The sequence below is a fragment of the Gillisella vitis genome, assembly GCF_001541345.2.
GTDB classification, from domain to species: domain Bacteria; phylum Pseudomonadota; class Alphaproteobacteria; order Rhizobiales; family Rhizobiaceae; genus Allorhizobium; species Allorhizobium vitis.
Genome location: NZ_LMVL02000007.1, coordinates 74,865 through 94,853 on the forward strand (window position 1 = coordinate 74,865; position 19,989 = coordinate 94,853).

General features: G+C 55.8%; 19 protein-coding genes and 3 pseudogenes. 13 read left to right on the top strand and 9 right to left on the bottom strand.

What is annotated here, in order from left to right; all coding sequences use genetic code 11:
* The first annotated feature begins 245 nt into the window (after positions 1-245).
* The 5 genes from ASB66_RS21335 (at position 246) to ASB66_RS21355 (ending at position 3,843) form a co-directional block, all read left to right on the top strand.
* A complete protein-coding gene (locus ASB66_RS21335; protein WP_060716653.1) occupies positions 246-467 on the top strand; it encodes a hypothetical protein in 222 nt (73 codons plus the stop codon).
* A 10-nt stretch (positions 468-477) separates the two neighbouring features.
* Positions 478-678 (top strand): methyl-accepting chemotaxis protein, encoded by a 201-nt coding sequence (locus ASB66_RS27040; RefSeq protein WP_060716652.1) that lies wholly within the window; start codon positions 478-480, stop codon positions 676-678.
* Between the two features lie 88 nt (positions 679-766).
* Entirely contained in the window at positions 767-1,189 is a 423-nt protein-coding gene (locus tag ASB66_RS21345; protein WP_234823942.1) for a helix-turn-helix domain-containing protein, read from the top strand.
* 248 nt (positions 1,190-1,437) lie between these two features.
* A complete protein-coding gene (locus ASB66_RS21350; RefSeq protein ID WP_060716650.1) occupies positions 1,438-3,609 on the top strand; it encodes a putative bifunctional diguanylate cyclase/phosphodiesterase in 2,172 nt (723 codons plus the stop codon).
* A 60-nt stretch (positions 3,610-3,669) separates the two neighbouring features.
* The gene (locus ASB66_RS21355) at positions 3,670-3,843 is read left to right on the top strand and encodes an ArsR family transcriptional regulator (protein ID WP_081088925.1); all 174 of its coding nucleotides are present in this window, start codon (positions 3,670-3,672) and stop codon (positions 3,841-3,843) included.
* Positions 3,844-4,209: 366 nt separating this feature from the next.
* Here the strand turns inward: ASB66_RS21355 and ASB66_RS27045 are convergent.
* Positions 4,210-5,980, bottom strand: a pseudogene (locus ASB66_RS27045) (methyl-accepting chemotaxis protein).
* Positions 5,981-6,063: 83 nt separating this feature from the next.
* On the opposite strand from ASB66_RS27045, the gene ASB66_RS21365 reads away from it, so the two are divergent.
* On the top strand, positions 6,064-6,954 hold the full coding sequence (locus tag ASB66_RS21365; RefSeq protein WP_060716649.1) for a LuxR C-terminal-related transcriptional regulator: 891 nt from the start codon (positions 6,064-6,066) through the stop codon (positions 6,952-6,954).
* A 225-nt stretch (positions 6,955-7,179) separates the two neighbouring features.
* On the opposite strand, the pseudogene ASB66_RS26885 reads toward ASB66_RS21365, so the two are convergent.
* A pseudogene (locus ASB66_RS26885) lies at positions 7,180-7,292 on the bottom strand (fatty acid desaturase); the annotation flags it as partial.
* Between the two features lie 221 nt (positions 7,293-7,513).
* Between ASB66_RS26885 and ASB66_RS26890 the strand changes: the two are divergent.
* Positions 7,514-7,708 (top strand): annotated as a pseudogene (locus ASB66_RS26890) (hypothetical protein); the annotation flags it as partial.
* A 53-nt stretch (positions 7,709-7,761) separates the two neighbouring features.
* Here ASB66_RS26890 and ASB66_RS21380 read toward each other — a convergent pair.
* Complete coding sequence (locus tag ASB66_RS21380) at positions 7,762-8,343, bottom strand: recombinase family protein (protein WP_060716648.1); 582 nt, start codon at positions 8,341-8,343, stop codon at positions 7,762-7,764.
* Positions 8,344-8,480: 137 nt separating this feature from the next.
* Here ASB66_RS21380 and ASB66_RS21385 point away from each other — a divergent pair, with 137 nt between their 5' ends.
* The 3 genes from ASB66_RS21385 to ASB66_RS21395 all read left to right on the top strand — a co-directional run bounded on the left by ASB66_RS21385 (position 8,481) and on the right by ASB66_RS21395 (position 12,453).
* Entirely contained in the window at positions 8,481-11,447 is a 2,967-nt protein-coding gene (locus ASB66_RS21385) for a Tn3 family transposase (protein WP_070167330.1), read from the top strand.
* A 161-nt stretch (positions 11,448-11,608) separates the two neighbouring features.
* Positions 11,609-11,845 carry a hypothetical protein gene (locus ASB66_RS21390; RefSeq protein WP_147274064.1) on the top strand — a complete coding sequence of 79 codons (237 nt, stop codon included), beginning with the start codon at positions 11,609-11,611 and terminating at the stop codon, positions 11,843-11,845.
* On the top strand, positions 11,842-12,453 hold the full coding sequence (locus ASB66_RS21395) for a GTP pyrophosphokinase (RefSeq protein WP_060716645.1): 612 nt from the start codon (positions 11,842-11,844) through the stop codon (positions 12,451-12,453). The genes ASB66_RS21390 and ASB66_RS21395 overlap by 4 nt, the downstream gene beginning before the upstream one ends.
* A gap of 1,181 nt (positions 12,454-13,634) precedes the next feature.
* On the opposite strand, the gene ASB66_RS21405 is transcribed toward ASB66_RS21395, so the two are convergent.
* Positions 13,635-14,510: an ImmA/IrrE family metallo-endopeptidase gene (locus ASB66_RS21405; RefSeq protein WP_060716643.1), complete on the bottom strand. Its 876-nt coding sequence runs from the start codon at positions 14,508-14,510 to the stop codon at positions 13,635-13,637.
* Complete coding sequence (locus ASB66_RS21410) at positions 14,507-14,827, bottom strand: helix-turn-helix domain-containing protein (protein WP_060716642.1); 321 nt, start codon at positions 14,825-14,827, stop codon at positions 14,507-14,509. The genes ASB66_RS21405 and ASB66_RS21410 overlap by 4 nt, the downstream gene beginning before the upstream one ends.
* Positions 14,828-14,976: 149 nt before the next feature.
* Between ASB66_RS21410 and ASB66_RS21415 the strand changes: the two genes are divergently transcribed.
* The 3 genes from ASB66_RS21415 (at position 14,977) to ASB66_RS21425 (ending at position 16,701) form a co-directional block, all read left to right on the top strand.
* On the top strand, positions 14,977-15,201 hold the full coding sequence (locus tag ASB66_RS21415) for a DUF2188 domain-containing protein (protein WP_003571562.1): 225 nt from the start codon (positions 14,977-14,979) through the stop codon (positions 15,199-15,201).
* 322 nt (positions 15,202-15,523) lie between these two features.
* Positions 15,524-16,015 carry a toll/interleukin-1 receptor domain-containing protein gene (locus tag ASB66_RS21420; protein ID WP_337442303.1) on the top strand — a complete coding sequence of 164 codons (492 nt, stop codon included), beginning with the start codon at positions 15,524-15,526 and terminating at the stop codon, positions 16,013-16,015.
* 17 nt (positions 16,016-16,032) lie between these two features.
* On the top strand, positions 16,033-16,701 hold the full coding sequence (locus ASB66_RS21425; RefSeq protein ID WP_060716706.1) for a hypothetical protein: 669 nt from the start codon (positions 16,033-16,035) through the stop codon (positions 16,699-16,701).
* 231 nt (positions 16,702-16,932) lie between these two features.
* On the opposite strand, the gene ASB66_RS21430 is transcribed toward ASB66_RS21425, so the two are convergent.
* The 4 genes from ASB66_RS21430 to ASB66_RS21445 all read right to left on the bottom strand — a co-directional run bounded on the left by ASB66_RS21430 (position 16,933) and on the right by ASB66_RS21445 (position 19,891).
* Positions 16,933-17,115: a hypothetical protein gene (locus ASB66_RS21430; RefSeq protein ID WP_081088923.1), complete on the bottom strand. Its 183-nt coding sequence runs from the start codon at positions 17,113-17,115 to the stop codon at positions 16,933-16,935.
* Positions 17,116-17,298: 183 nt separating this feature from the next.
* Complete coding sequence (locus tag ASB66_RS21435) at positions 17,299-18,180, bottom strand: AraC family transcriptional regulator (protein ID WP_060716640.1); 882 nt, start codon at positions 18,178-18,180, stop codon at positions 17,299-17,301.
* A gap of 304 nt (positions 18,181-18,484) precedes the next feature.
* A complete protein-coding gene (locus ASB66_RS21440) occupies positions 18,485-18,844 on the bottom strand; it encodes a hypothetical protein (protein WP_060716639.1) in 360 nt (119 codons plus the stop codon).
* A 180-nt stretch (positions 18,845-19,024) separates the two neighbouring features.
* The gene (locus ASB66_RS21445; protein ID WP_171431162.1) at positions 19,025-19,891 is read right to left on the bottom strand and encodes an SDR family oxidoreductase; all 867 of its coding nucleotides are present in this window, start codon (positions 19,889-19,891) and stop codon (positions 19,025-19,027) included.
* Between the last annotated feature and the right edge of the window lie 98 nt (positions 19,892-19,989).

Here is a 19,989-nt window from a genome sequence, read left to right on the forward strand (position 1 = left end):
GACGAACGTTAAATTTATAATTAAATGTCGATTAATGGAGATTGTGCGTATCGTGAAGTTTGCGATCGACGTGAATGGTCGCGTCGAAAACGTCGGTCAACTCGCCGGTGCCTGAAATAGTCTCGCCGATGGGGACCTGTCTCAGAAGATCGACAAGCCGTTTATTCCCTCGCACGAACAGCTGCGCACCGACTTTTATGCTGCATCTGACAAGCTGAAACGCGCCATGGCGAGGGTTGGCGACAATGCTCGGGGCTTCGGCCAGGTCGACAGAGACCCGCACCGCGGCGGATGATCTTGCAAAGCGGACCGAGCAGCAGGCAGCCTCGGTTGAGCAGACGGCCTCTGCGCTTGAGGAGATCACGACGACGGTAAAGGATTCCAGCCGCCGTGCCGAAGAAGGGGGCCAGTTAGTGACCCGAACCCGTGATCACGCCGAACATTCCGGCCAGGTGGTGGGCGTTTGACATCGGCGCCATGGACCAGATCGAAAAGTCATCGGGCGAGATTTTCAACCCATCGGCGTCATCGATGAGATCGCTTTCCAGACAACTGCTGGCGCTGAATGCAGGTCTAGAGGCTGCCCGTGCCGTCGATGCCGGCAAGGGCTTCGCGGTCGTCGCCCAGAAAGTGCGCGATGCGCGCGAATATTTCTCGTATCGCCATGTGCGGCAATGAGAGCCGGTTGTAGAGAATACTACCACGGAATATTCTCTACACCGCGCATCGTAACCTGCATATTTCACTGAACTGAATGGAGAGAGCCTTGGGATTTCCGAAAATACCACATGAAACCGACTTCGACGTTGGACAAAAAATCAAAGCCCGCAGACGTGCGATCGGGATGAGCCAGGAAACCTTGGGCAAAGCCCTCGGCATCACGTTTCAGCAAATCCAGAAGTATGAAAAGGGCACCAACAGGGTTGGCGCAAGCCGCTTGTCGAACATTGCCGATTTCCTCGCGGTGCCTATCTCATATTTCTTTCGCGACAATGATGAAAATTCTGAACGGTCATCCGAAAGCATGTCGCTCCCGGATGACGAAATCACGCGGTTTTTAGCCACCAGCGAAGGACAGGCGCTGAACAAGGCATTTGCCAAGATAAAAGTGAAAATTGTTAAACGCAGTGTCGTTGCTTTGACCAAGACGCTGGCGAAGGTCAACGATGAGCCGACAGAAGTGACTTAGCCCCGTTCCCGCATGATCGCGTTAGATCTGCTGGAAAGCTTTTGTTATTGCTACTGAATGAAATCTCGCTCTCACAAACAAAGTTCGTGCCAACCATTGGCAATTTAACTCGGACTTAAAACGCGGGGCACAAGAATAAAAACAGCGCGTACTTTCTTCAACCGATCCACGAGGGTCCTTTAGACGATTGTTTTCAGATGACGGGAACGGAACAGACCAGACTGCAGTATCTAAACAAAAGCGGTACCATGTATACGCCGCCGGCAGAGGGATTCGACGCCGTCGTTGGCCTTGTCTCGTCCATTCTCAGCATGCCCATCGCGCTGATTTGCCTTTTGGATGCGGAACAGGTCTGGTTCAAAGCCAAGCATGGGCTCGATTTCGACCGCGCGGCTCGCAAGCATTCGTTCTGCGACTATGTCGTCACCTATCAAGAGCCACTCATTTTGTCCGACACCCTCCAGGACCGGCGGTTCAGAAACAATGCCATCATGAAGGGGGCTCTCGGAATTCGCTTTTATGCCGGCGTTCCCTTGATCGAAAACGGCATTTGTCTCGGCAGTCTTTGCGTCATGGACCGGGAAGTGCGCGGATTTGAGGATGAGGATTTGAGGCGACTTGAGGGCTTTGCCACCATCGTTCTCGGGCTCCTGCGGGAACACCGTCAGGCATCGATCCTAAGGGAACAACAGCGCGAACTGCGTATCCGTCAAGCCCGGTTCGAGCAGACGGAACGATCGGCCAAAGTCGGAGGCTTCGAAATGGATTTGCTGACAGGCAAGTTCATCTGGTCCGATCAGATCTATCGAACCGTTGGGCTTCCCATTGGCATGCCTTTGACACGGAAAAAGGTGCTTGGCTGTTATGCGCCGGAAGAACGCGAGCACGTCGAGCGCCGGATCAAGGCTGCGATGGACGGAAACGGCGATGGCACCGATCGGGACTACCGAATCCTGACACCTGAGGGAGAGGAGCGTTGGGTTCATATCGTTAGCGACGTCGAGATGATCGATGGCGCGCCACGCCGCCTCTTTGGCATTTTGCAGGATGTCACCGAAAGATATCGGCAGGAACGCGGTCTCGTCCAAGCGGCGAACAGCGATGCCTTGACCGGCCTTGCCAATCGCGCCTGCTTTAAGGCGGCAATCGATCGTCAGATTAGTCAGGATCGTGCTGAGTTCGGGCTGTTACTGATTGATGTCGATCATCTCAAGGTCACCAACGACACGCTTGGCCATGGGGCAGGAGACGTTCTTCTCAAGGAGATCGCCAACCGTCTGGTTTCGCAAATGGGCAAAAAGGGAACTGTGTTTCGGGTTGGAGGAGATGAATTCGCGGCGGTGATCGAAAAGCCTGTCAGCAACCGCGGCATGACCATGATCGCGCGCGGATTGATTCGGGCCGTCTCCGAACCGATGACCTTCAACGGTGTGACCATCAATCCCAAAATCACTTTGGGAGGAGCGATCTGCGACGGTTGTACCGATGCGGAGGTTCTCTGCCAGAATGCCGATTTCGCGCTCTATCACGCAAAGCAGACAGCCAAAGGCACATATGTTCATTTCGAACTCGGTCTGAGAACGAAGATTTCCCGCCGACTCGCTGTCACCAATGAAGTTGAGGAAGCACTGGCAGAAAATCGCCTGTTTCCTTACTACCAGCCCATCGTCCGAATTCAGACCGGCGAGATCGTCGGTGTCGAAGCGCTGGTGCGCATGCGTCTTGCCGACGGTAGTGTGAGGGCTGCGGGCGATTTCCACGAAGCCCTGAAAGACGCCAGCATTTCGCATCGAGTCACCAGCCTGATGCTGGAAAAAGTCGCAAATGATCTGCGCAATTGGTATGATAGCGGCCTCAAACCTCTCCGCGTCGGCATCAATATCAGCTCATCCGACTTCTCACGGGGCGATCTCGAAAGCCGTATCGCATCGGCATTCGCGCGCTATGCTTTGTCGCTCGACAGCTTGCGGCTCGAGGTGACCGAAAGCGTGTTCATGGAAGGAACAGAAGAGGCTGTCGCCGCTACGCTTCAGCGCCTGCGCAAGAAGGGGGCTTCGGTCGCACTTGATGATTTCGGCACGGGCTACGCCTCGCTGACGCATCTACAGCGCCTGCCAGTCGATGTTATCAAGATCGACAAGAGCTTTATAGACACCATGCTGACAGATGCGTCTAGCGATGCAATCGTCGAACTCATGCTTGAACTGTCGAGGAAAATGGACTTGCGGGTTACGGCCGAAGGCGTCGAAACGATCGAACAGGCTATCCGGCTCGATGAACTGGGCTGTGCTTCCGGACAGGGATATCTTTATGCCCGACCAATGGATGCGTCTGCCATATACACTCTGGTTGCGACGACCGCCGGCAAGGAACATCAAGAGAGGCCGGCACTGCAAAAAGTTCGATGCTCGGTCTTTTAAAACAATAATTGGGTATTTCCGGACAAAGGGGTCGCCTCAACCTTTTGAAGGAGCCTTCAGATGGGTGAAAGCTGGAAAGGTGTGGCCATTCCGAAACGACTGCAGATGCTGAGGTTTGTGTCGCAGAGTGAAACGAGTGCAGGCGATCTCACCAAGAATGTGCCGCTGGATCAATCAGCGTCATCGCAGCATCTCGAAGCTGCACGCGGCCAACCTCATCGAAACGCGACGTGAGGCCCAGCAAATGTTCTACATATCCGCTAGGACAAGGTAAGGCGGCGACTGGCTACGATCAGCAATTTGCGTGACCCCTTCATACCCGAGACCAACGGAGTCTGCAGAGCCGCCATCTGCCTGTCACTTGCTGACGGCGCGCCATTTCACAGCCTCGTTTCCTATGTTTCCAACGGAAAGATGACTGAGCAAAGCGACATCTGATCGAGCAGCCGTTATTTTCGGCTGTGTAAGGCCATCGGATTGCTCGGCTTCCGATAACTGATCCAGTAATTCAGGGAATGAAACGTGTAAGGCGTTGTAGACTCTCGTATTGGATGACAGCGAATCTCATGCGCAATGCACTCCGCGTGCTCCTATCGGCGGCTAAAATTCCTCCCAGCTGGCTTCGACGGCGAGTGCGCCGCCTCCGCGGCTTGACACCCGCACGACCGACGGCCGCGTCGCAGGTTTGATGACAGCTGGAGCGCTTTTTTTCTTAGGTGGCGAGTCAACGCCGTCGAAACGGAACTGCTCAAGCAGGTCGAACAGCGCTTGCGCCTCTCCAGCCAACCCATGACTTGCCGCCGTCTGTTGCTCGACCATCGCAGCATTCTGCTGCGTCCCTTGATCCACGGTATTGACGGCCTGGTTGATTTCACCAAGGGCAATCGCCTGTTCTTTTGAGGCATCGACGATGGCGGAGATATCGGTATTGATATCGGCCACGTGCGATGCAATCTCCTGTAAGGCGGATCCTGCTTTAGTAACAAGCGAAACACCATTTGCGACATGTGCGCTGGATGCGGTGATCAGGACTTTGATCTCCTTGGCCGCCTTAGCCGAGCGTTGTGCAAGCTCCCGCACTTCCTGCGCAACAACGGCAAAGCCTTTGCCGGCGTCGCCGGCACGAGCGGCCTCGACGCCAGCATTCAGCGCCAGAAGATTGGTCTGAAAGGCAATTTCATCGATAACGCCGATGATGTTTGAAATTGCACGAGACGATTCCTCGATCTGGTCCATCGCCTGGATGGCTTCGGTTACCACCTGTCCGGAACGCTGGGCGTGAGTTTTTGTCCGATCGACCAGACGGCCAGCTTCTTCGGCGCGGCGACTGGAATCCTTCACCGTTGTTGTGATTTCTTCGAGGGCTGCGGCGGTCTCTTCAACCGAGGCAGCCTGCTGCTCGGTACGCTTGGCAAGGTCGTCCGCAGAGGTCTTGATCTCATTCGATCCGGCCGTTATGGCACGAGCGTTGTCGGCCACACTCGCCATTGCCATACGCAGTTTGCGCGAGGCACTGTTGAAGTCTAGCCGCAACCGATCCAGAGCCGGGATGAACGGTGAGGGCAGTTCGCGGGAAAGATCGCCCTCCGACAGCGCATTGAGATTGGCAGCTAAATCCTCGACATTGTTCACGCGGCCTGTGACGTCAGTCGCAAACTTGACCACCTTGAAGATTTTACCATCGGGATCGAAGATAGGATTGTAGGATGCCTGAATGAAGACACTTTGACCAGACTTGCCGATGCGCCTGAATTCGTCAGTGACAAATTCTCCGGTAGACAGCCTTTTCCAAAAGTCGACGTAGTCGGCCGAGGCGGCGTAGCTCTTTTCGACGAATATCCTGTGGTGCCGGCCGACAATCTCCGAAAGCGCATATCCGAGCGTCTGCAAAAAAATTCTCGTTCGCGGTAAGGATGGTTCCGTCAGGTGCGAATTCAATGGTGGCCTGGGCACGGGAGATGGCATCGAGTTTTGCGGCACTTTCAATCGCATTCAGTTTGCTCTGTGTAATATCACTGGCGACCTTGACGATGCGCACCACTTTACCGCTTCGGTCTTTGATCGGATTATAGTTTCCGCGGATGTAGATCTCTTTGCCGGATTTGCTGATCCGTTTGAAATCGCTGATCTGGAAGTCGCCACCGCGCAACGTTTCCCAGAATGCGACGTAAGCTGAGGATTTGGCATATCCCGCATCGACAAAGATCTGATGATGTTTGCCGATGAGCTCCGCTTCCGAATACCCCATCAAATCGCAGAAGTTTTTGTTGGCTTTGAGGACACTTCCAGTGGGGTCGAATTCAATAATCGCCATCGAACTATCAAGCGCGCGTACGAGCTGGCCAGCTTTGCCTGAGAGAAACGACAGCATAACGACACTCCCCAATCCAGCACAAACCGCGCCTTAATCCGAATCTAGGGGAGAAAGATTAATTTTATCGAAACTCTTAGAGAATGAACAATATCACGCAATCCAACGGTGGGGCGAAACGGTTCTCGCGCGAGATCGACGGGCACGGGTGGGCAAGGCACATAAACCTACCGAATCGTTTTGAGAAGACATATCTAAGAGAACGCGCCGATTCCGGCAGCTATAATTGGATCAGTCGTCTCATGCGTTCTAGTCGAAGTAATAACCGGGACAATGCCGATGACATCATCGACTTGCGCTCGCTGCCGCAGTTTCGGCCAATCCGCGACAACGCGTTCGTGGATCGACTGCGCAATGCAGTGCCCTTTGACCATGTCAGCGTCAGCGGGCTCGATCTCGACGGGTACCGTCTGGGAGAAACCACCTTTCACCTCGAGTCGGACGTGCCGCCCGCACTGGCTGAGACGTATCTTTCCGACAAGCTCTACGAAGCTGATCCGCTTTTGCGCTATGTTATAGAAACTCAATGCGTCGCGTTAGAGAGCCTCGTTTACCCAAAGCGGAAAGTGCCCGTGCGATTCAGACAATTGGCCGAAAACTTTTCGATCCGAAACCGGACAGTGTTTCCAGTCAAACGAAACGGTTTGGTGTGCGCGTCAGTTGGGTTCATGCGCCGCGAGCCTTTCACAGAAGACGAAATCGAGTTTCTTCGGCAGATTGCGCGTCCTCTGTACACGTCGGTCGTTGGCCCCCTGGTGGAACGGTTCGCAGCCGAGAGTTCAAAGTTAACGGAAGGGGAGATCATCTGCTTGCGCTTGGCCGCCGAAGGAATGACGACAGCAGAAATTGCTGAGGGCAGTAAATTCCAGGCGGCGACTGTCGATAGCTACCTGAAGTTAGCTACAAAAAAACTTGGTTGCAAAAATCGGGCTCATGCTCTTGTAGAAGCTGTCCGGCGCGAACTCATAGATTGAGCATGGGAAAGTCGTTCGATAAGAGCGAATTTTGCTGAGGTGCATGCTCCATGGCGGCTCTTCGATGGTTCGGCGTTCTGAAATCGCTTTCGTCACCGCTGAAGTCCTTCCGACCCCGCCGACACTGGTTCGCTCCTGTTAAGTTGGATCGCTTCGGTGAAGCTCGAAAGCTGACGCTGAAAAAAGCCTCGCTCCGGACGCACTTACGTTGCCGACGCCTTGACCGCGATAGTAAGGAGCCTTGCTCCAGAAATGGTGCAAAAGTGGATGCCGATGTTGCCGGTCACCCAGCGCAGGACGAGCGGCAGATTGTAGTACGAGGCGCCGTGCACGGGGGCTTTTAAGTGCGGACCATTTGTCCCTGCTTTTAACCGCTGCGGACAGATCGAGCTCGACAGAGGGTTGGCCCACCTCTTGCTTTCGCATGACAGCCATGCCTCTTTCCAATAAGACTTTCTGCAAATATTTTAGGGCAACTGGGCCGCTGCTGACGAGGAAAACGCAATTGAATGAGGGTTCAGACTATCCCGACGACTTGAAGTTTCTTGGAGTGGATAGCCTCCGGTTTCTCGACCGGCTTGGGACAGAGACATCGTCGCTGTCCGATGCCGACGCGATCCTGGCCACCACGACGCGTCTGGTCGGGAAATATCTCAGCCTTTCGGTGTGCGCGTATGCCGACATGGACGAGGACGCGGATGGTTTCACGATCCGCGGGGACTGGGCCGCTCCGGGATCGACTAGCATAGTAGGCTTCACGACACGAAAGTGGCGAATCTGTCCGACTTTTAAGAACGTATCCGGAACTCAGGTTGGTTTGACCGTGGATGTCGTTGCTTTTTCGGCCTTGAGAGCTTCGTAGAGGGCGGTTTTCCCGATTTTCACGCGGGCCGCGGCTTCCCGGACGTTCAAACCGACCGCCAGATGCTGGCGGGCTTTGGCAAGTTTGTCCGGGGTTACGACGACTTGTCGGCCACCGCGTCGGCCGCGTTCCTCTGCGGCTTGCAGACCGGCACGTGTTCGTTCCCGGATCAGATCGCGCTCGAACTGTGCCAGCGCGCCGAACAGGTGGAAGACCAGGCGACCGCCGGATGTCGTGGTGTCGATGTTTTCGGTGATGGATCGGAAGCCGACGCCTTTGGCCTCCAGTTCGGTGATGATCTCGATGAGGTGCTTCATCAACCGGCCGAGGCGGTCGAGCTTCCAGACTGTGAGCGTGTCGCCGTCGCGAACGTAGCGGATCGCCTCCGCCAATCCGAGTCGGTCAGTCTTCGTGCCGGATGCCTTATCCTCGAACAGCCTTTCACAACCTGCTTTGCGCAAAGCGTCGAGTTGCAGGGCGGTGTCCTGGTCGCCGGTGGAGACCCTTGCATAGCCGATAGCGGTCATGAGACGTGGTTTGTCCGATTTGCCGTTTCATGACAAGGTTTGCGGACAAGAACTGTGGATGCCGCGAAACGTTCGTTTGTCGGACACGCATTTTCCGTTTCGCTGCACTCTCCGCGGCGAAACGGGAAGATCAGAGAATGGTGCGAAGAGCATTACTGAGCGAGGCATGGTGGCAACAGGCGACGATCATCCCGGATAACGAAAGGGAGATCGCCAAACATTACACGCTGGATCGATCGGATCTCGACCTGATCATGCGACAGAACAAGGCCTCGAACAGACTGGGCCTCGCCTGTGTTCTGGCCACGCTACGATACCCTGGCCGACCGCTTGCGGATGGCGAGGTCCTGCCGGCTGGCGTCTTACGATTTCTGGCGCGGCAGATCGGCGTCGATCACCATGAGATCGAACGTTATTTCGAGCGCCCACAGACGCGGCGCGAGCATCTGGCCCTGCTTTTCGACAGAATGCAGATGCGTCCGTTTGTGCCTTCGGACGTGCGGGCACTCACAGGCTGGCTGACACCTGCCGCACAAACCCTGCGCCACGCCGATGTATTGGCGGATATGGTCGTGGAAGAACTGCGACGCAGGAGAATTCTCTTGCCAGCGCGGCCAGCGCTCGAAGCCATCATTCATGTGGCGATCAGGCGCGGCATTCGTATTGCTCATCGGGCCTTGGCCGGCGGGATCTCAGAAGGCCAAAAGCTCGATCTGGACAAGCTTCTCGATCCGCGTGAGGGGACAAGCGTGACTATTCTTGCCTGGGCGAGAACGCCAGCATTGTCGCCAGCCGCCGTCAACCTCGACAGAATTGCCGAGCGCATTCGCTTTCTCCGGTCTCTGAACCTGCCGACGACGTTGATGGATCGCATTCCGGCCAAGGTCTTTGACGAATTTGCTGCAGAGGGGACGCGAATGAGCGCGCAGCATCTGCGCGACCTTAACACCGAACGCCGACATGCTGTCCTGGCTGCAACAGTGCTCCACCTTTCCCGCCATCTCACCGATTGCGCGATCGACATGTTCAAGAAACTCATGGGCATCCTGACGCGGCGAGCCAATAACCAGGCGGCTGCTCGCGTCACCCGATCCGTTCGGGAAGTGCAGACGCCGTTGAAGGACGTTTCAAAAGTCTGCCATGCGATCATCAAGGCCAGAGAGAAGGGTGAGGACATGGCCAAAGCGCTTGATCTGGTCATCCAATGGCCAGCTTTTACAACCAGTGTCCAGGCGGTCGATACGCTGATCGCGCCGGATGTTATCGACGGTAAAATCGAAATGCTCCAGCGCTATCCGACGATCAGGAAACTGGCGCCACAGTTTCTCTCCACTCTCGTGTTCCGCGGTCACGCAGTGGCGGCGAACCTCTTGCGGGCGCTATCCGTGGTCGCGGGTCTATATCGTACGGGCAAAAGGACCATACCCGACAAGGCACCGATCTCCTTTGCGCCGAAGGGCTGGATGCCTCTCATACTCAAAGATGGAAAGATTGATCGCAGGGCTTATGAGCTTTGCCTGTTCAGCGAATTGAAGCGCCGGCTCGATGCGGGCGATGTCTGGGTGGAAGGAGCCAAACGCTTCCAGTCTTTCGAAAGCTTTCTCATTCCCACGCCGACATTCGAGCTGATGCGTGAGGAAGGACCGCTTCCAATCGCCGTTGATACCGATGTCGAGACGTATCTTCGCCAACAGCGCCAGCTGCTGAACGATGGACTGGCTGACCTCTCGCGTCTGGCCGCAGCCGGCGAGCTCGACGATGTAGAACTGACCGGGGCGGGGTTTAGCGTCACGCCGCACAAGGCTATGTTTCCGGACATCGCCAAGTCGCTGAAGCTAAAGGTGGAAAGCCGTCTGCCTGCGATCCGCATCACTGACCTTTTGCTCGAGGTTGACGCCCGAACGGAATTTTCGAACGCCTTTACCCATTTGCGCAGCGGTCGGACGGCCGACAACAAGCTTGCGCTCCTCACCGCCATCCTGGCGGACGGGATCAATCTCGGTCTCACGAGAATGGCGGACGTTTCCCCCGGCATTACGATGCGCCAACTCGCCTGGGCGCACGACTGGCATATTCGCGAGGAAGGTTACACGGCCGCGCACGCCATTCTCGTCAACGCCCAGAGGCAATTGCCTCTGGCAAGCTTGTGGGGCGATGGAACAACGTCATCCTCCGATGGCCAGTATTTTCCGGCGGGCGGACACGCCGAGGCGATCGGCGACCTCAACGGCCGCTATGGTCCCAACCCCGGCGCCAAATTCTACCGGTTCACCTCTGACCAGTACGGCGCTTTCTACATCATCGCCATGAATGCCAATGCGAGCGAAGCCATCTATGTCCTCGATGGACTGCTCTATCATGGCAGCGATCTCGCCATCGGAACCCACTATGTCGATACCGGCGGGGTAAGCGATATGAGCTTCGCCCTTTGCCATCTCGTTGGTTTCCAGATTGTGCCTCGGCTGCGCGGTCTCAAGGATCGCAAGCTCTATCTTTTCCCGCGCGACGCGCCTCCCGAAAACCTGGCGCCGCTCGTTGGCGAGCACATCAACGTCGAGCGGATCAAGGCAAACTGGAACGACATCCTGCGGCTGGTCACGACGATCCGTTCCGGGCAGGTTCGGCCTTCGACCCTGTTGGCAAAGCTGTCCGCATTCCCACGCCAGAACGGACTGGCGTTGGCGCTACGCGATCTCGGTCGCATCAATCGGTCCATCTTTCTGCCCCAGTGGTGGCAGAACCCCGAAATGCGCAGGAACGCGACGGCCGGCCTCAACAAGAGCGAATCCCAGAACACCTTGGCCCGCGCACTGTTCTTCAATCGCCTCGGAGAATTGCGCGACCGGACTTTCGAGAGCCAGTTCTACCGAGCATCTGGACTGAACCTGCTAATCAACGCCATCGTCTACTGGAACACACTCTATCTTGAACCGGCGTTCGCCGAGCTCAACCGAGATGGCATTCCCACGCCGCTTGACATCATCAAACACATTACCCCACTCGGCTGGCAGCACATCAGTCTCACCGGCGATTACATCTGGACCCCAACAGACGGCGTTGATCTCAGGCCATTGCGGCGCGAAACATCTATCCTCGCAGCGTGATCACCATACGTTCTCAAAAGTCGGACAGATCCAACACTTTCGTGTCGTGACGCCAGATCACCGCCGCAGCTACGCTTGCCAGTGGACTTGGTGCGGAGACATTAAGCGTTGAGGCGTTCTGTAATCGATACGGATTTACCGAGGGTGCAAAGGCCGCCGTGGTGAAGCAGCTCGAACGAGCTGACCTGGCCAATGATAATTTCCAGTTCGATGCAGCCGAGTTCACAAAGCGATTGCCCTATCGGACGGTGGAGCTGGACAACGGAGCCATGCTCACTGCCGACGCTGCGTCCTTCGATAAGGTCTTCGAACACACGCCCGTTGAAGAAGGGGCCGACAGGATACGCTTCAGCACAGTCGGCTCGGTTGTTAGCGAAAAACTGGAGAAAGGTAGATGACGGTAGAAGCTCAATATCGAGCGCGATACGAAACCGTGCTCTTTCCCATCGCCGATAAGCTTTCCACCTTATTGCACGAGATCTTCGCAGGTCAGCCGCGGATCGATCGCATCTCGACGCGCCCGAAGTCCGTGGAGCGCTTCGTAGGGAAAGCCACTGCGGAGAAGGATGGCAAAGCGAAGTACGATGCTCCGCTTCATCAGATACAGGATCAGATCGGCGCGCGGATCATCACCTTCTACAAGGATGATGTGCATAGGATTTCGGAGGAAGTTCAGCGCTACTTCCACGCGATCGAGTCGAAAGACATGTTGCCGGAGAACGAGTGGGAATTTGGATATTTTGGAAATCACCATATTCTTATGCTGCAGCAAGATCTGATCGACCCGAATTTCAACAAGGACCTTGTGCCCTATTGCTTCGAGCTGCAGATTAAGACGCTCTTTCAGCATGCGTGGTCCGAGGCGAACCACGATCTCGGCTATAAGCCCGGGCAGCAGCCACTCGAAAGCGATGAGTTGCGACAGCTTGCCTTCACTTCCGCTCAGGCGTGGGGAGCGGATCGGGTGTTCAACGACCTGTTCGTAAAGCGGAGCTCGCAGCATTGAGAACAACTGCTGCAGGCCTTTATATCGTGTTCGCTTAGATGGTCACTCCGCGTTGGCTTTCTGAAGTCAGGCCGGCTCGACCTCGGCCGCTTCCGAATGATCCTTAGGGCCTGGGCTTCCTCCAAAGAGATTTTGCTGGCCACATATTCCTCCAGCTCGGCAGCGTGGTTTTCACAGCCCTTCGCCTGCTTGCGAAGAAGTAACATATGGTCAGAGAGTTCTCGCGGCGTGCAAAGGCTTATGGGAACCAGTGCCCTCTCACCGTTTCTGATCACGGGATATGATTTAACCAAACGGGTATGGCCCGGAAACACCATCTGAGGAGAGGCGGGGTCGTCGCTCATGCCGATGCGCTTCAGCATTCGCGTCACTACCTTTACCAGTTCCTTTTTGGCAAACGCCCTGTAGAAGTCGGCATGAGGACTTGTCAGAGGCTTGTTCTTGAAAACTTCTTCAACAATCTGGCTCGGCTGTGCAATCTGGCCAGCATCCATCCGCTGTCCGATCAGCTTATGCAGCTCAGACAATAGTGCAGCGTCTTTGGCCATGAGCTTCGTCCTATAAATCTTGAGCAGAGAAAAGGCACGGCCGCGCAGGCGCTTCCGTTCCCGACGGCTCCCAGCGCTCGGGGAGCTTGTCTGGAAGGCATGCATTGCCCAGTGATAATCCACGGATTCTAAGGATTGTCAAAGCAGATGTTCTGATTTTGTTCGTGGAAGCGATAACGCTAGTCGATAGGGTGCTTTGCGGAGTCGGTCCGACCATTATCCATTGTGGTGCATCTTTCCTCACGCTTGAACTAGCAGCACGTCCTGCCTAACGGGCAATACATCTTCCATAGCAAGGGACTCTACTGGTCGCTCGGTACGATTTTCGACAGTCAGCGTTCAAACCGCAGGTTCAAAGAGGGGGCTATATCGCATAGAAAATCGACGCCCGTACCTCAGAGCTTGGACTAGACGAGCTATGACCGCTTTGCGCCGTCACATCAGACATTGAGAGTGCGTCAGTAGATACCTGAAAGCTGACATTGCTGACCAAATGGCAATGACCTACACACAAAATTGCTCGGCATGAGGCGTCGCAAACGTGCCTTTGCGCCGTTGTAAAATCAGAAAATTAGCGACGTTACCTAACAGCTTGGCAGGGTTGGAAGCAGCAATCTGCCAACAGTGGGCCATTTACCGACGAAACCGTGGTGTCCAACTTTCTTCCAAGGCTTCGATCTCTTCCGCATCTTCAATTTCATCAGGCGCAATAAAAAGCAGCGTGAGCTGGTAACCCTCCCGTTGAAGCAGCGTCTGCTCCAGAACTTTTGGGCAATGAGAACGGCCTTCACCGTTTAGCCAGACACTTCCCTGAATTTCAGCCCATTCTGACGGACGGGATTGTGTGCGGTTAGAGGATCGCCCGGATAGGCTTCGCTCTGGAAGATGATGTTTCGAGCGAACCGACAGAGGTGGAAAATCCTTGGTCGCCCTGGTGTATCGAATAATCCCGTCTTTCGAGAATACGAACGCACAGCAATCATCGGTCAGCTCGACATACCGGGCAACAGTCGCCTCGACGCTTGTCCCGTATTGTCTAGCAAGCGTTTTGACGTGCTCTACGTCGGCATCGCCCAGTTTGCGCATATCGGAAACGAACCATGGCCTCGGCATGAGTATGCCGGCCGCAAACCGGTTGGCTTCTGTTTCCTGTTTCTGAACAAGCGTTTCAATCCGCCGCTCGATCATGTCCTTTTTCGTACAGCGCTGATCCCCCTTATGCCACGGGATCAAGAAATGTCCGATCTCGTGAGCGATGGTGAAGCGTCGACGCCCACCCTTTGTCCCGGCCTTGTAGAGAATGACACCCTTCCGTTTGTCTGGATCGGTGGTGAGGCCGCCCTCGAACTCCTCTGTTTCCATCTCCAAAATGTCGATAATGTTGATGGAGCTTGCCAGATCTTCGATTGGGACCGGCGCCGCCCAGTCCGGGTGATGGCGAAGGATGCAAGCGATGATAGACTCTGGAGCGGCACAGTCCGCGAGATCCATCATCAGCTCGTCGTTCATTTCGCGTCCTTATCCTTCAGGCGGTCGGCGACAACGCGCAGCGTTTCCCAATCCTTATCAGATAGTTTGCCGCCGAACTCGCGAAAAAATTGTAATGAGGATCGGTCAAGCTCTTCCTGATCGTCCTCAGCAAGGTACTGGACGGTAACGTTGAAATGTGCGGCGAGCTTCTTAAGAAGCTCAAGGCCCGGATTGGTGCTGGTTCCCTTCTCCAGTTCCCAAATATGAGCCTTCGAAACTGACACCGCGTCGCCAACCTGTTGGAGCGACTCTCCGCGCTTCAACCGAAGCTCCTTGAGCTTCGAAGCTAATGACATTTTCGATCTCCATACATGCTCTTCGGACGCAGCCAGTATTTGGAAAACGCCGTTCTGTCAAATGAACGATGCGTTCGCAGTTGACAACGCCCTATTCGTTCACCATATCTTACGGCATGTCCATATTGGGACGGAAAGGAGGTGAGAAAATGTCAGGAAAGAACCAACACGTTGTGCCGCATGCTAATGGTTGGGCAGTGCAGGGTGCCGGGAACAGCCGCGCCACTGCGGTTCACTCTACCCAAGCTGAAGCAACGGCTCATGCTCGTTCGATCGCGCAGAACCAACAGTCTGAACTGTTGATCCACGGCCGAAACGGTCAGATTCGTGAACGAGACAGTTATGGCAATGATCCCTACCCACCAAAGGGCTGATCCACCAAGACCGCGTTCATCCAGAGCGCGGTCTTTTTTGTGAGGGGATTCGCAGATTGGCGGATCGACAAAGGAGAAGAAAGATATGGCTAGATGCACCGCTCCAGTAAAGGGCCATCGATCAGCCGCTGCGGCAGCCGACTGTCCTGCTTGTGGAAGCCGCTATGGTCGCTATAGCAGTTCTAGAGGATACGGCGGCGCGTACAGCTCGTCCCCGAGTTCTTCATACTTCCAGTCAGGAAGCAGCAGCGGCCGAAGCAGCAGTAGTGGCGGGTCGGGGCGCCGCACTGCAAAGCCGCGATGGTCCGGAGCCGGTTCGACTGTGTTGTATACGCCCGAACAAGTGCAATCACTCACGCCTGTTCGCGAAAATGTCGAGAATTTAGCAGCGTCGCAGCCTGACCTTCGAGACGTTTTTCTTTGTCATGCGTGGGATGACAGGCAGGGATCTGCCAAGGAACTGCATGACCTGCTCGAAGCGCGAGGTGTACGTGTGTGGTTCAGCGAGAAGGATCTTGGCCTTGGCGTGCCGATGATGCGGGCGATCGATAAGGGTTTGATTAATTCCCGAGTTGGTATCGTTCTGGTGACCCCGGCTATGCTACGCCGTTTGCCGGCAGAAGGCATTGCAGACAAAGAGCTGTCAGCGCTTCTAAGGCGCGAGCGGCTCGTTCCGGTTGTTCACGGGACAACCTATGAAGAGCTTGAGCAGGTCAGCCTACTGTTAGCCTCCCGAGCTGGGTTGAGCACTGCCGAAGAGTCGATGGCGGAAGTCGCCGCTAAGATCGCCGAACTAGTTGTCACTCAGTCTTGATGTTCCGGGAGGTCGAGATGTCGATGCGCCGCGTACACCTTCGCAAACTCCTCAAAATTATGTTCCTGGAGGAAGGTCCTCGCCGATCGGCGCTCCGGACCGACATTCGAGAGGATCGTGCAAGAGCAGCGGATGACGGTGGCGAGGGCGGCGGGGATTTCTACGGGCCCTTCTGGAGTGACGCGAAGCGGCATGTTTTCGGCATGCACGATCTGCACGCCGCGACTGATGGGCGGATCGCCGGAAATGGCCGCCGGCAAAATCTCTATCCGCAGCTACGGGATGGCTTCCTACTTTGGTGGGACGAGAGGCGCCGCTGGACGAACGCGCCCTTTGCGCCCGGACGACAGCTCGGGACGCAGTTTCCGTTTCCGGGGCTCGATGCCGTCGTGAAGGTCGACAATATTTTGTCCGCCCGCGATGGTCGTGGCGTTGAGCATTACGTCTACCCCTATTTCTCAGAGACCCCTGTTCTGGACGAGCAGGCTGCGCGGCTCGGGCTTTGGCTGTTGGGCCAAGCGCTCCTCGGTGTACCTCACGAGGAGATCCGGGTTTTGGACGTTATCCGTGGCGAACCCTTCTCAATTGATCGCTATCCGCTTGCAGGAAACGAGGAAGATAGCTTCCGAGACCTATACGCTGCCCTCCTTGAAGAATGGGAAGCGCTTCGAGCAGAATACGACTGACGGTCCTGCCAGCAGATGTGAGAAGTATGCTCGCGGGACACCGATGCATATGCGGTTGTCGCAAAAGTGAAACTTAGTAGATCAGGGGGAAACGACTGTTCTCAGCCACAAACTGGCTGTCCTTGTCAGGCTAACGTGCTGAATCGTCAGTGAGAATGACACCTTAGACATGATTTGGTAAACGGGCCGTAGGTTCGCATCCCTTCAAGGCGCACCTTGAATTTAGCCAACTCATTTCTTCGGGAAGGCTTTGGGCTTCGGTTGATACAATCGCCTTTTGGCATTCGAGCGCAGAGCATTTCGAACATCCTTGTCCACGATCGACAGGTCGAACCATTCCGGATCAAAGTAGCCGCCGCACCACCGACTGGTTTCGGCGTGTTCAGGATCTTCCCCGTCGGCGATGGTCTTCAGGAACCGCTCATATCCTGCCCCCCCCCAACATCTTCGTAACTATCCGGTGAAGGCCGCTACGGTTTCGCCTGATGGAATACCCACGTTTAGCGAACGCGCTGTTTAGCCGGATCGGGAGGTTCGGGTTGAAAGCTGCTTGTCCGCCGCCGTGGACAGAAACGGACAAGCCGCCACAGAGGTTCGCTACTTCAGGGGCAGGAAGAGCTCTGCCACCGCCGCATGTTCAGGTGCTTCGGGAAAGAAGGTGAGACGCTGGCAATACAGGGGGAAATCCCTCGCTTCCTCGCCACTGGCCGGCAGCCAATCGCGATAGAGGTAAAGCGCGGCAGGCTCCAGATCATCAGTGTTGCCGACGACTTTCAGCACGGCGCAACGGCCACCGGGGATCATGCCCGCCTCGATATGCTCTCCATTCGTCTTGATCGGCTGATCAGTGCTGACACAAAGGTCCAGTCGATACTCGTCCGGAGACGTCACCCGCGGATCGGAATGGAAGATGTTGAAAGTCAAATTGGTCTTCGGATTCAGGCCAGTGGCTTTGCGCCATGCTATAAAGCGTTTGATCGTGTCGCCGATCCTTGCCGGATCACCTCGGTGTTTCATGATCGCGACAGGGGTCGGAGACACCTCGCGGATTTCGATGTCATTTGCTGCAAATGTCCGTTGCATAAGCTTACTCCTTGCTTGGTTGAGAGGCCCGAGGGCCGCAAGCCACAGTTCCCAATCGGGGGATTTCCTGAACTGCGAAGGCGACTGGCTGAACCGTTGCCGAAATGCGCGGGCAAAGGCGTCAGGAGCTTCGTAGCCGGCATCCATCGCTATCTCGGTCACGCTGTCTACGTCTCTGTAGGCAAGCCTGTAGGATGCCCGCTTCATGCGGAGGAGCTGGATATAGCGATGCACAGACAGCCCAAAGGCCGCCGCGAACTGCCGATGGAAATGAAACTTGGAAAAGGCGGCCACGCAGCTCAACTCGTCCAGGTCCAGATTGCGGTCGAGATGCTGATCAATGTGATCTAGGACCCGTTGCATCCGGGCATGGTAGTTTCGAAGCGTCGTCGTCATTATCCTGTCCTTGCCGTGGCAGGACCAAATAGCCCCGCACAAGTGCTGTGCGCTCGACCGATCTTGCGGACTATCAGTTTTGGCTGCTCAGAAATAGCGTCGGCCTATGAGGTAGCCGTCCGGCAGGGGGTGTCGGCATCCACTGTGGAGCGCAGATTATGTCGCCTGAGCGTTCAGCGTCTTCGGTATCCAATTCCACGGCAGCAATTGCTCCAGCCTGCTGATCGGCGTGTCCGCAATGTGGCTGTGGATGTTCACCTTGGTTCTAGTGCTGTTCATGCGTCAACGGACAGAAACAACATAGCTATAGCCGCTTGATCGGGATTGCTCGGACGACAATTTCACTCTGATGGAAGCGTTTCTCGAGTTCGCTCTTGTAAGCGGACCACCAGTCTTCATCTAGATCAGCTGCCATAATTTCGGCGAGGACGATCTCATCATGTTCGGTGTTAGAGCTTGCCTGCCATGTCCCCTCGGCTGGAGCGTGTCGATAGAAGGTCATTCCCCCAAACTCCTGGGTCAGGCGTTGGCGAACTTGTTCATAGACATTGGCCTCGAACGGCGTCCCAGCATCATCTCGTTGGGGCAGCAAGATCTGGATAAGCCAGCGGTCGCTGCGAGTGTCAGAGAACCCACCCTGTGGGTTGTCATTGATGAATGTCATTGGGCTTCCTATGCACCAAGTGGTTGAGACAGCCATCCAGGCCGGAGTGCTCGACGTCACAAGACTATTATCCTTTGGCTTGGTCGGACCTTACTGCAGGCTCAGGAGATAGATCTGTTATGCCGCACACTAAGGTGTTGACGGTGGCCGCCGACCCAGTGGCCGCCGGCCAGGTGCGTATCAGATCATGATCTCGCCTCCGGTTACCGGAATGACGGCTCCCGTCATGTAGCTTCCCAGATCGGAGGCGAGCAGGACGTAGGCACCCGCCAGTTCTGCTGGCTGTCCGGCCCGGCCGATAAGGGTGTTTTCCCCAAACTTGGCAGCCTTTTCCGCTGGCATCGTCGAAGGGATGAGCGGCGTCCAGATCGGCCCCGGCGCGACCGCATTTACGCGAATGCCTTTTTCCGCAAGCATCTCGGCGAGACCCGCCGTGAAGTTCGAAATCGCGCCTTTCGTGGACGCGTATGCAAGAAGCTGAGGCGACGGCTGCCGCGACTGGATCGAGGTCGTGTTAATGATCGAGCTACCTGGCTTCATGTGAGGAGCAGCGGCCTTCGAGAGGAAGTATGGTGCGTAGATATTGGTGCGGAAGGTTTCGTCCCATTCCTCGGCCGTGATGTCGGCGATGTCGCCATAGGTCCGCTGGAACGCTGCATTGTTGACGAGGATGTCGATGCCACCAAGTTCGTTAACGGCGCGCTGTACGAGATCCTTGCAATGTTCCTCGGACTTGATGTCGCCCGGAACGACAAGAGCCTTGCGTCCCGCTTCCTCGATCCACTTTGCGGTATCGCGGGCGTCGTCATCCTCGTTCAGGTAGGAAATGACGATGTCGGCGCCTTCGCGGGCAAACGCGATAGCGACGGCCTTGCCAATCCCGGAGTCGGCTCCGGTGATGAGGGCGACTTTACCGGTCAGCTTGCCGTCACCCTTGTAGGACTTCTCACCATGATCGGGGACAGGTGCCATTTCCGCAGTCTTGCCTGGCGGCTCCTGCTGCTGTTCAGGATATGGCGGCGTAGGGTTTCGAGTGTCTTCCATCATACAATCTCCTTTTTGGGGACTGCGCGATAAACCCTGAAGGGCGTTCTGGGTTCCGCAAGTACGATTTTCACCGCAGCTTGGAACGTGCTTTCTCCCGA

Coding starts and splice junctions, on each gene's coding strand:
- ASB66_RS21335 (WP_060716653.1), top strand. CDS start 246: ATGCTCGGGGCTTCGGCCAGGTCGACAGAGACCCGCACCGCGGCGGAT.
- ASB66_RS27040 (WP_060716652.1), top strand. CDS start 478: ATGGACCAGATCGAAAAGTCATCGGGCGAGATTTTCAACCCATCGGCG.
- ASB66_RS21350 (WP_060716650.1), top strand. CDS start 1,438: ATGTATACGCCGCCGGCAGAGGGATTCGACGCCGTCGTTGGCCTTGTC.
- ASB66_RS21355 (WP_081088925.1), top strand. CDS start 3,670: ATGGGTGAAAGCTGGAAAGGTGTGGCCATTCCGAAACGACTGCAGATG.
- ASB66_RS21365 (WP_060716649.1), top strand. CDS start 6,064: ATGAACAATATCACGCAATCCAACGGTGGGGCGAAACGGTTCTCGCGC.
- ASB66_RS21380 (WP_060716648.1), bottom strand. CDS start 8,343: ATGACCGCTATCGGCTATGCAAGGGTCTCCACCGGCGACCAGGACACC.
- ASB66_RS21385 (WP_070167330.1), top strand. CDS start 8,481: ATGGTGCGAAGAGCATTACTGAGCGAGGCATGGTGGCAACAGGCGACG.
- ASB66_RS21395 (WP_060716645.1), top strand. CDS start 11,842: ATGACGGTAGAAGCTCAATATCGAGCGCGATACGAAACCGTGCTCTTT.
- ASB66_RS21405 (WP_060716643.1), bottom strand. CDS start 14,510: ATGAACGACGAGCTGATGATGGATCTCGCGGACTGTGCCGCTCCAGAG.
- ASB66_RS21410 (WP_060716642.1), bottom strand. CDS start 14,827: ATGTCATTAGCTTCGAAGCTCAAGGAGCTTCGGTTGAAGCGCGGAGAG.
- ASB66_RS21415 (WP_003571562.1), top strand. CDS start 14,977: ATGTCAGGAAAGAACCAACACGTTGTGCCGCATGCTAATGGTTGGGCA.
- ASB66_RS21425 (WP_060716706.1), top strand. CDS start 16,033: ATGTCGATGCGCCGCGTACACCTTCGCAAACTCCTCAAAATTATGTTC.
- ASB66_RS21435 (WP_060716640.1), bottom strand. CDS start 18,180: ATGACGACGACGCTTCGAAACTACCATGCCCGGATGCAACGGGTCCTA.
- ASB66_RS21440 (WP_060716639.1), bottom strand. CDS start 18,844: ATGACATTCATCAATGACAACCCACAGGGTGGGTTCTCTGACACTCGC.
- ASB66_RS21445 (WP_171431162.1), bottom strand. CDS start 19,891: ATGATGGAAGACACTCGAAACCCTACGCCGCCATATCCTGAACAGCAG.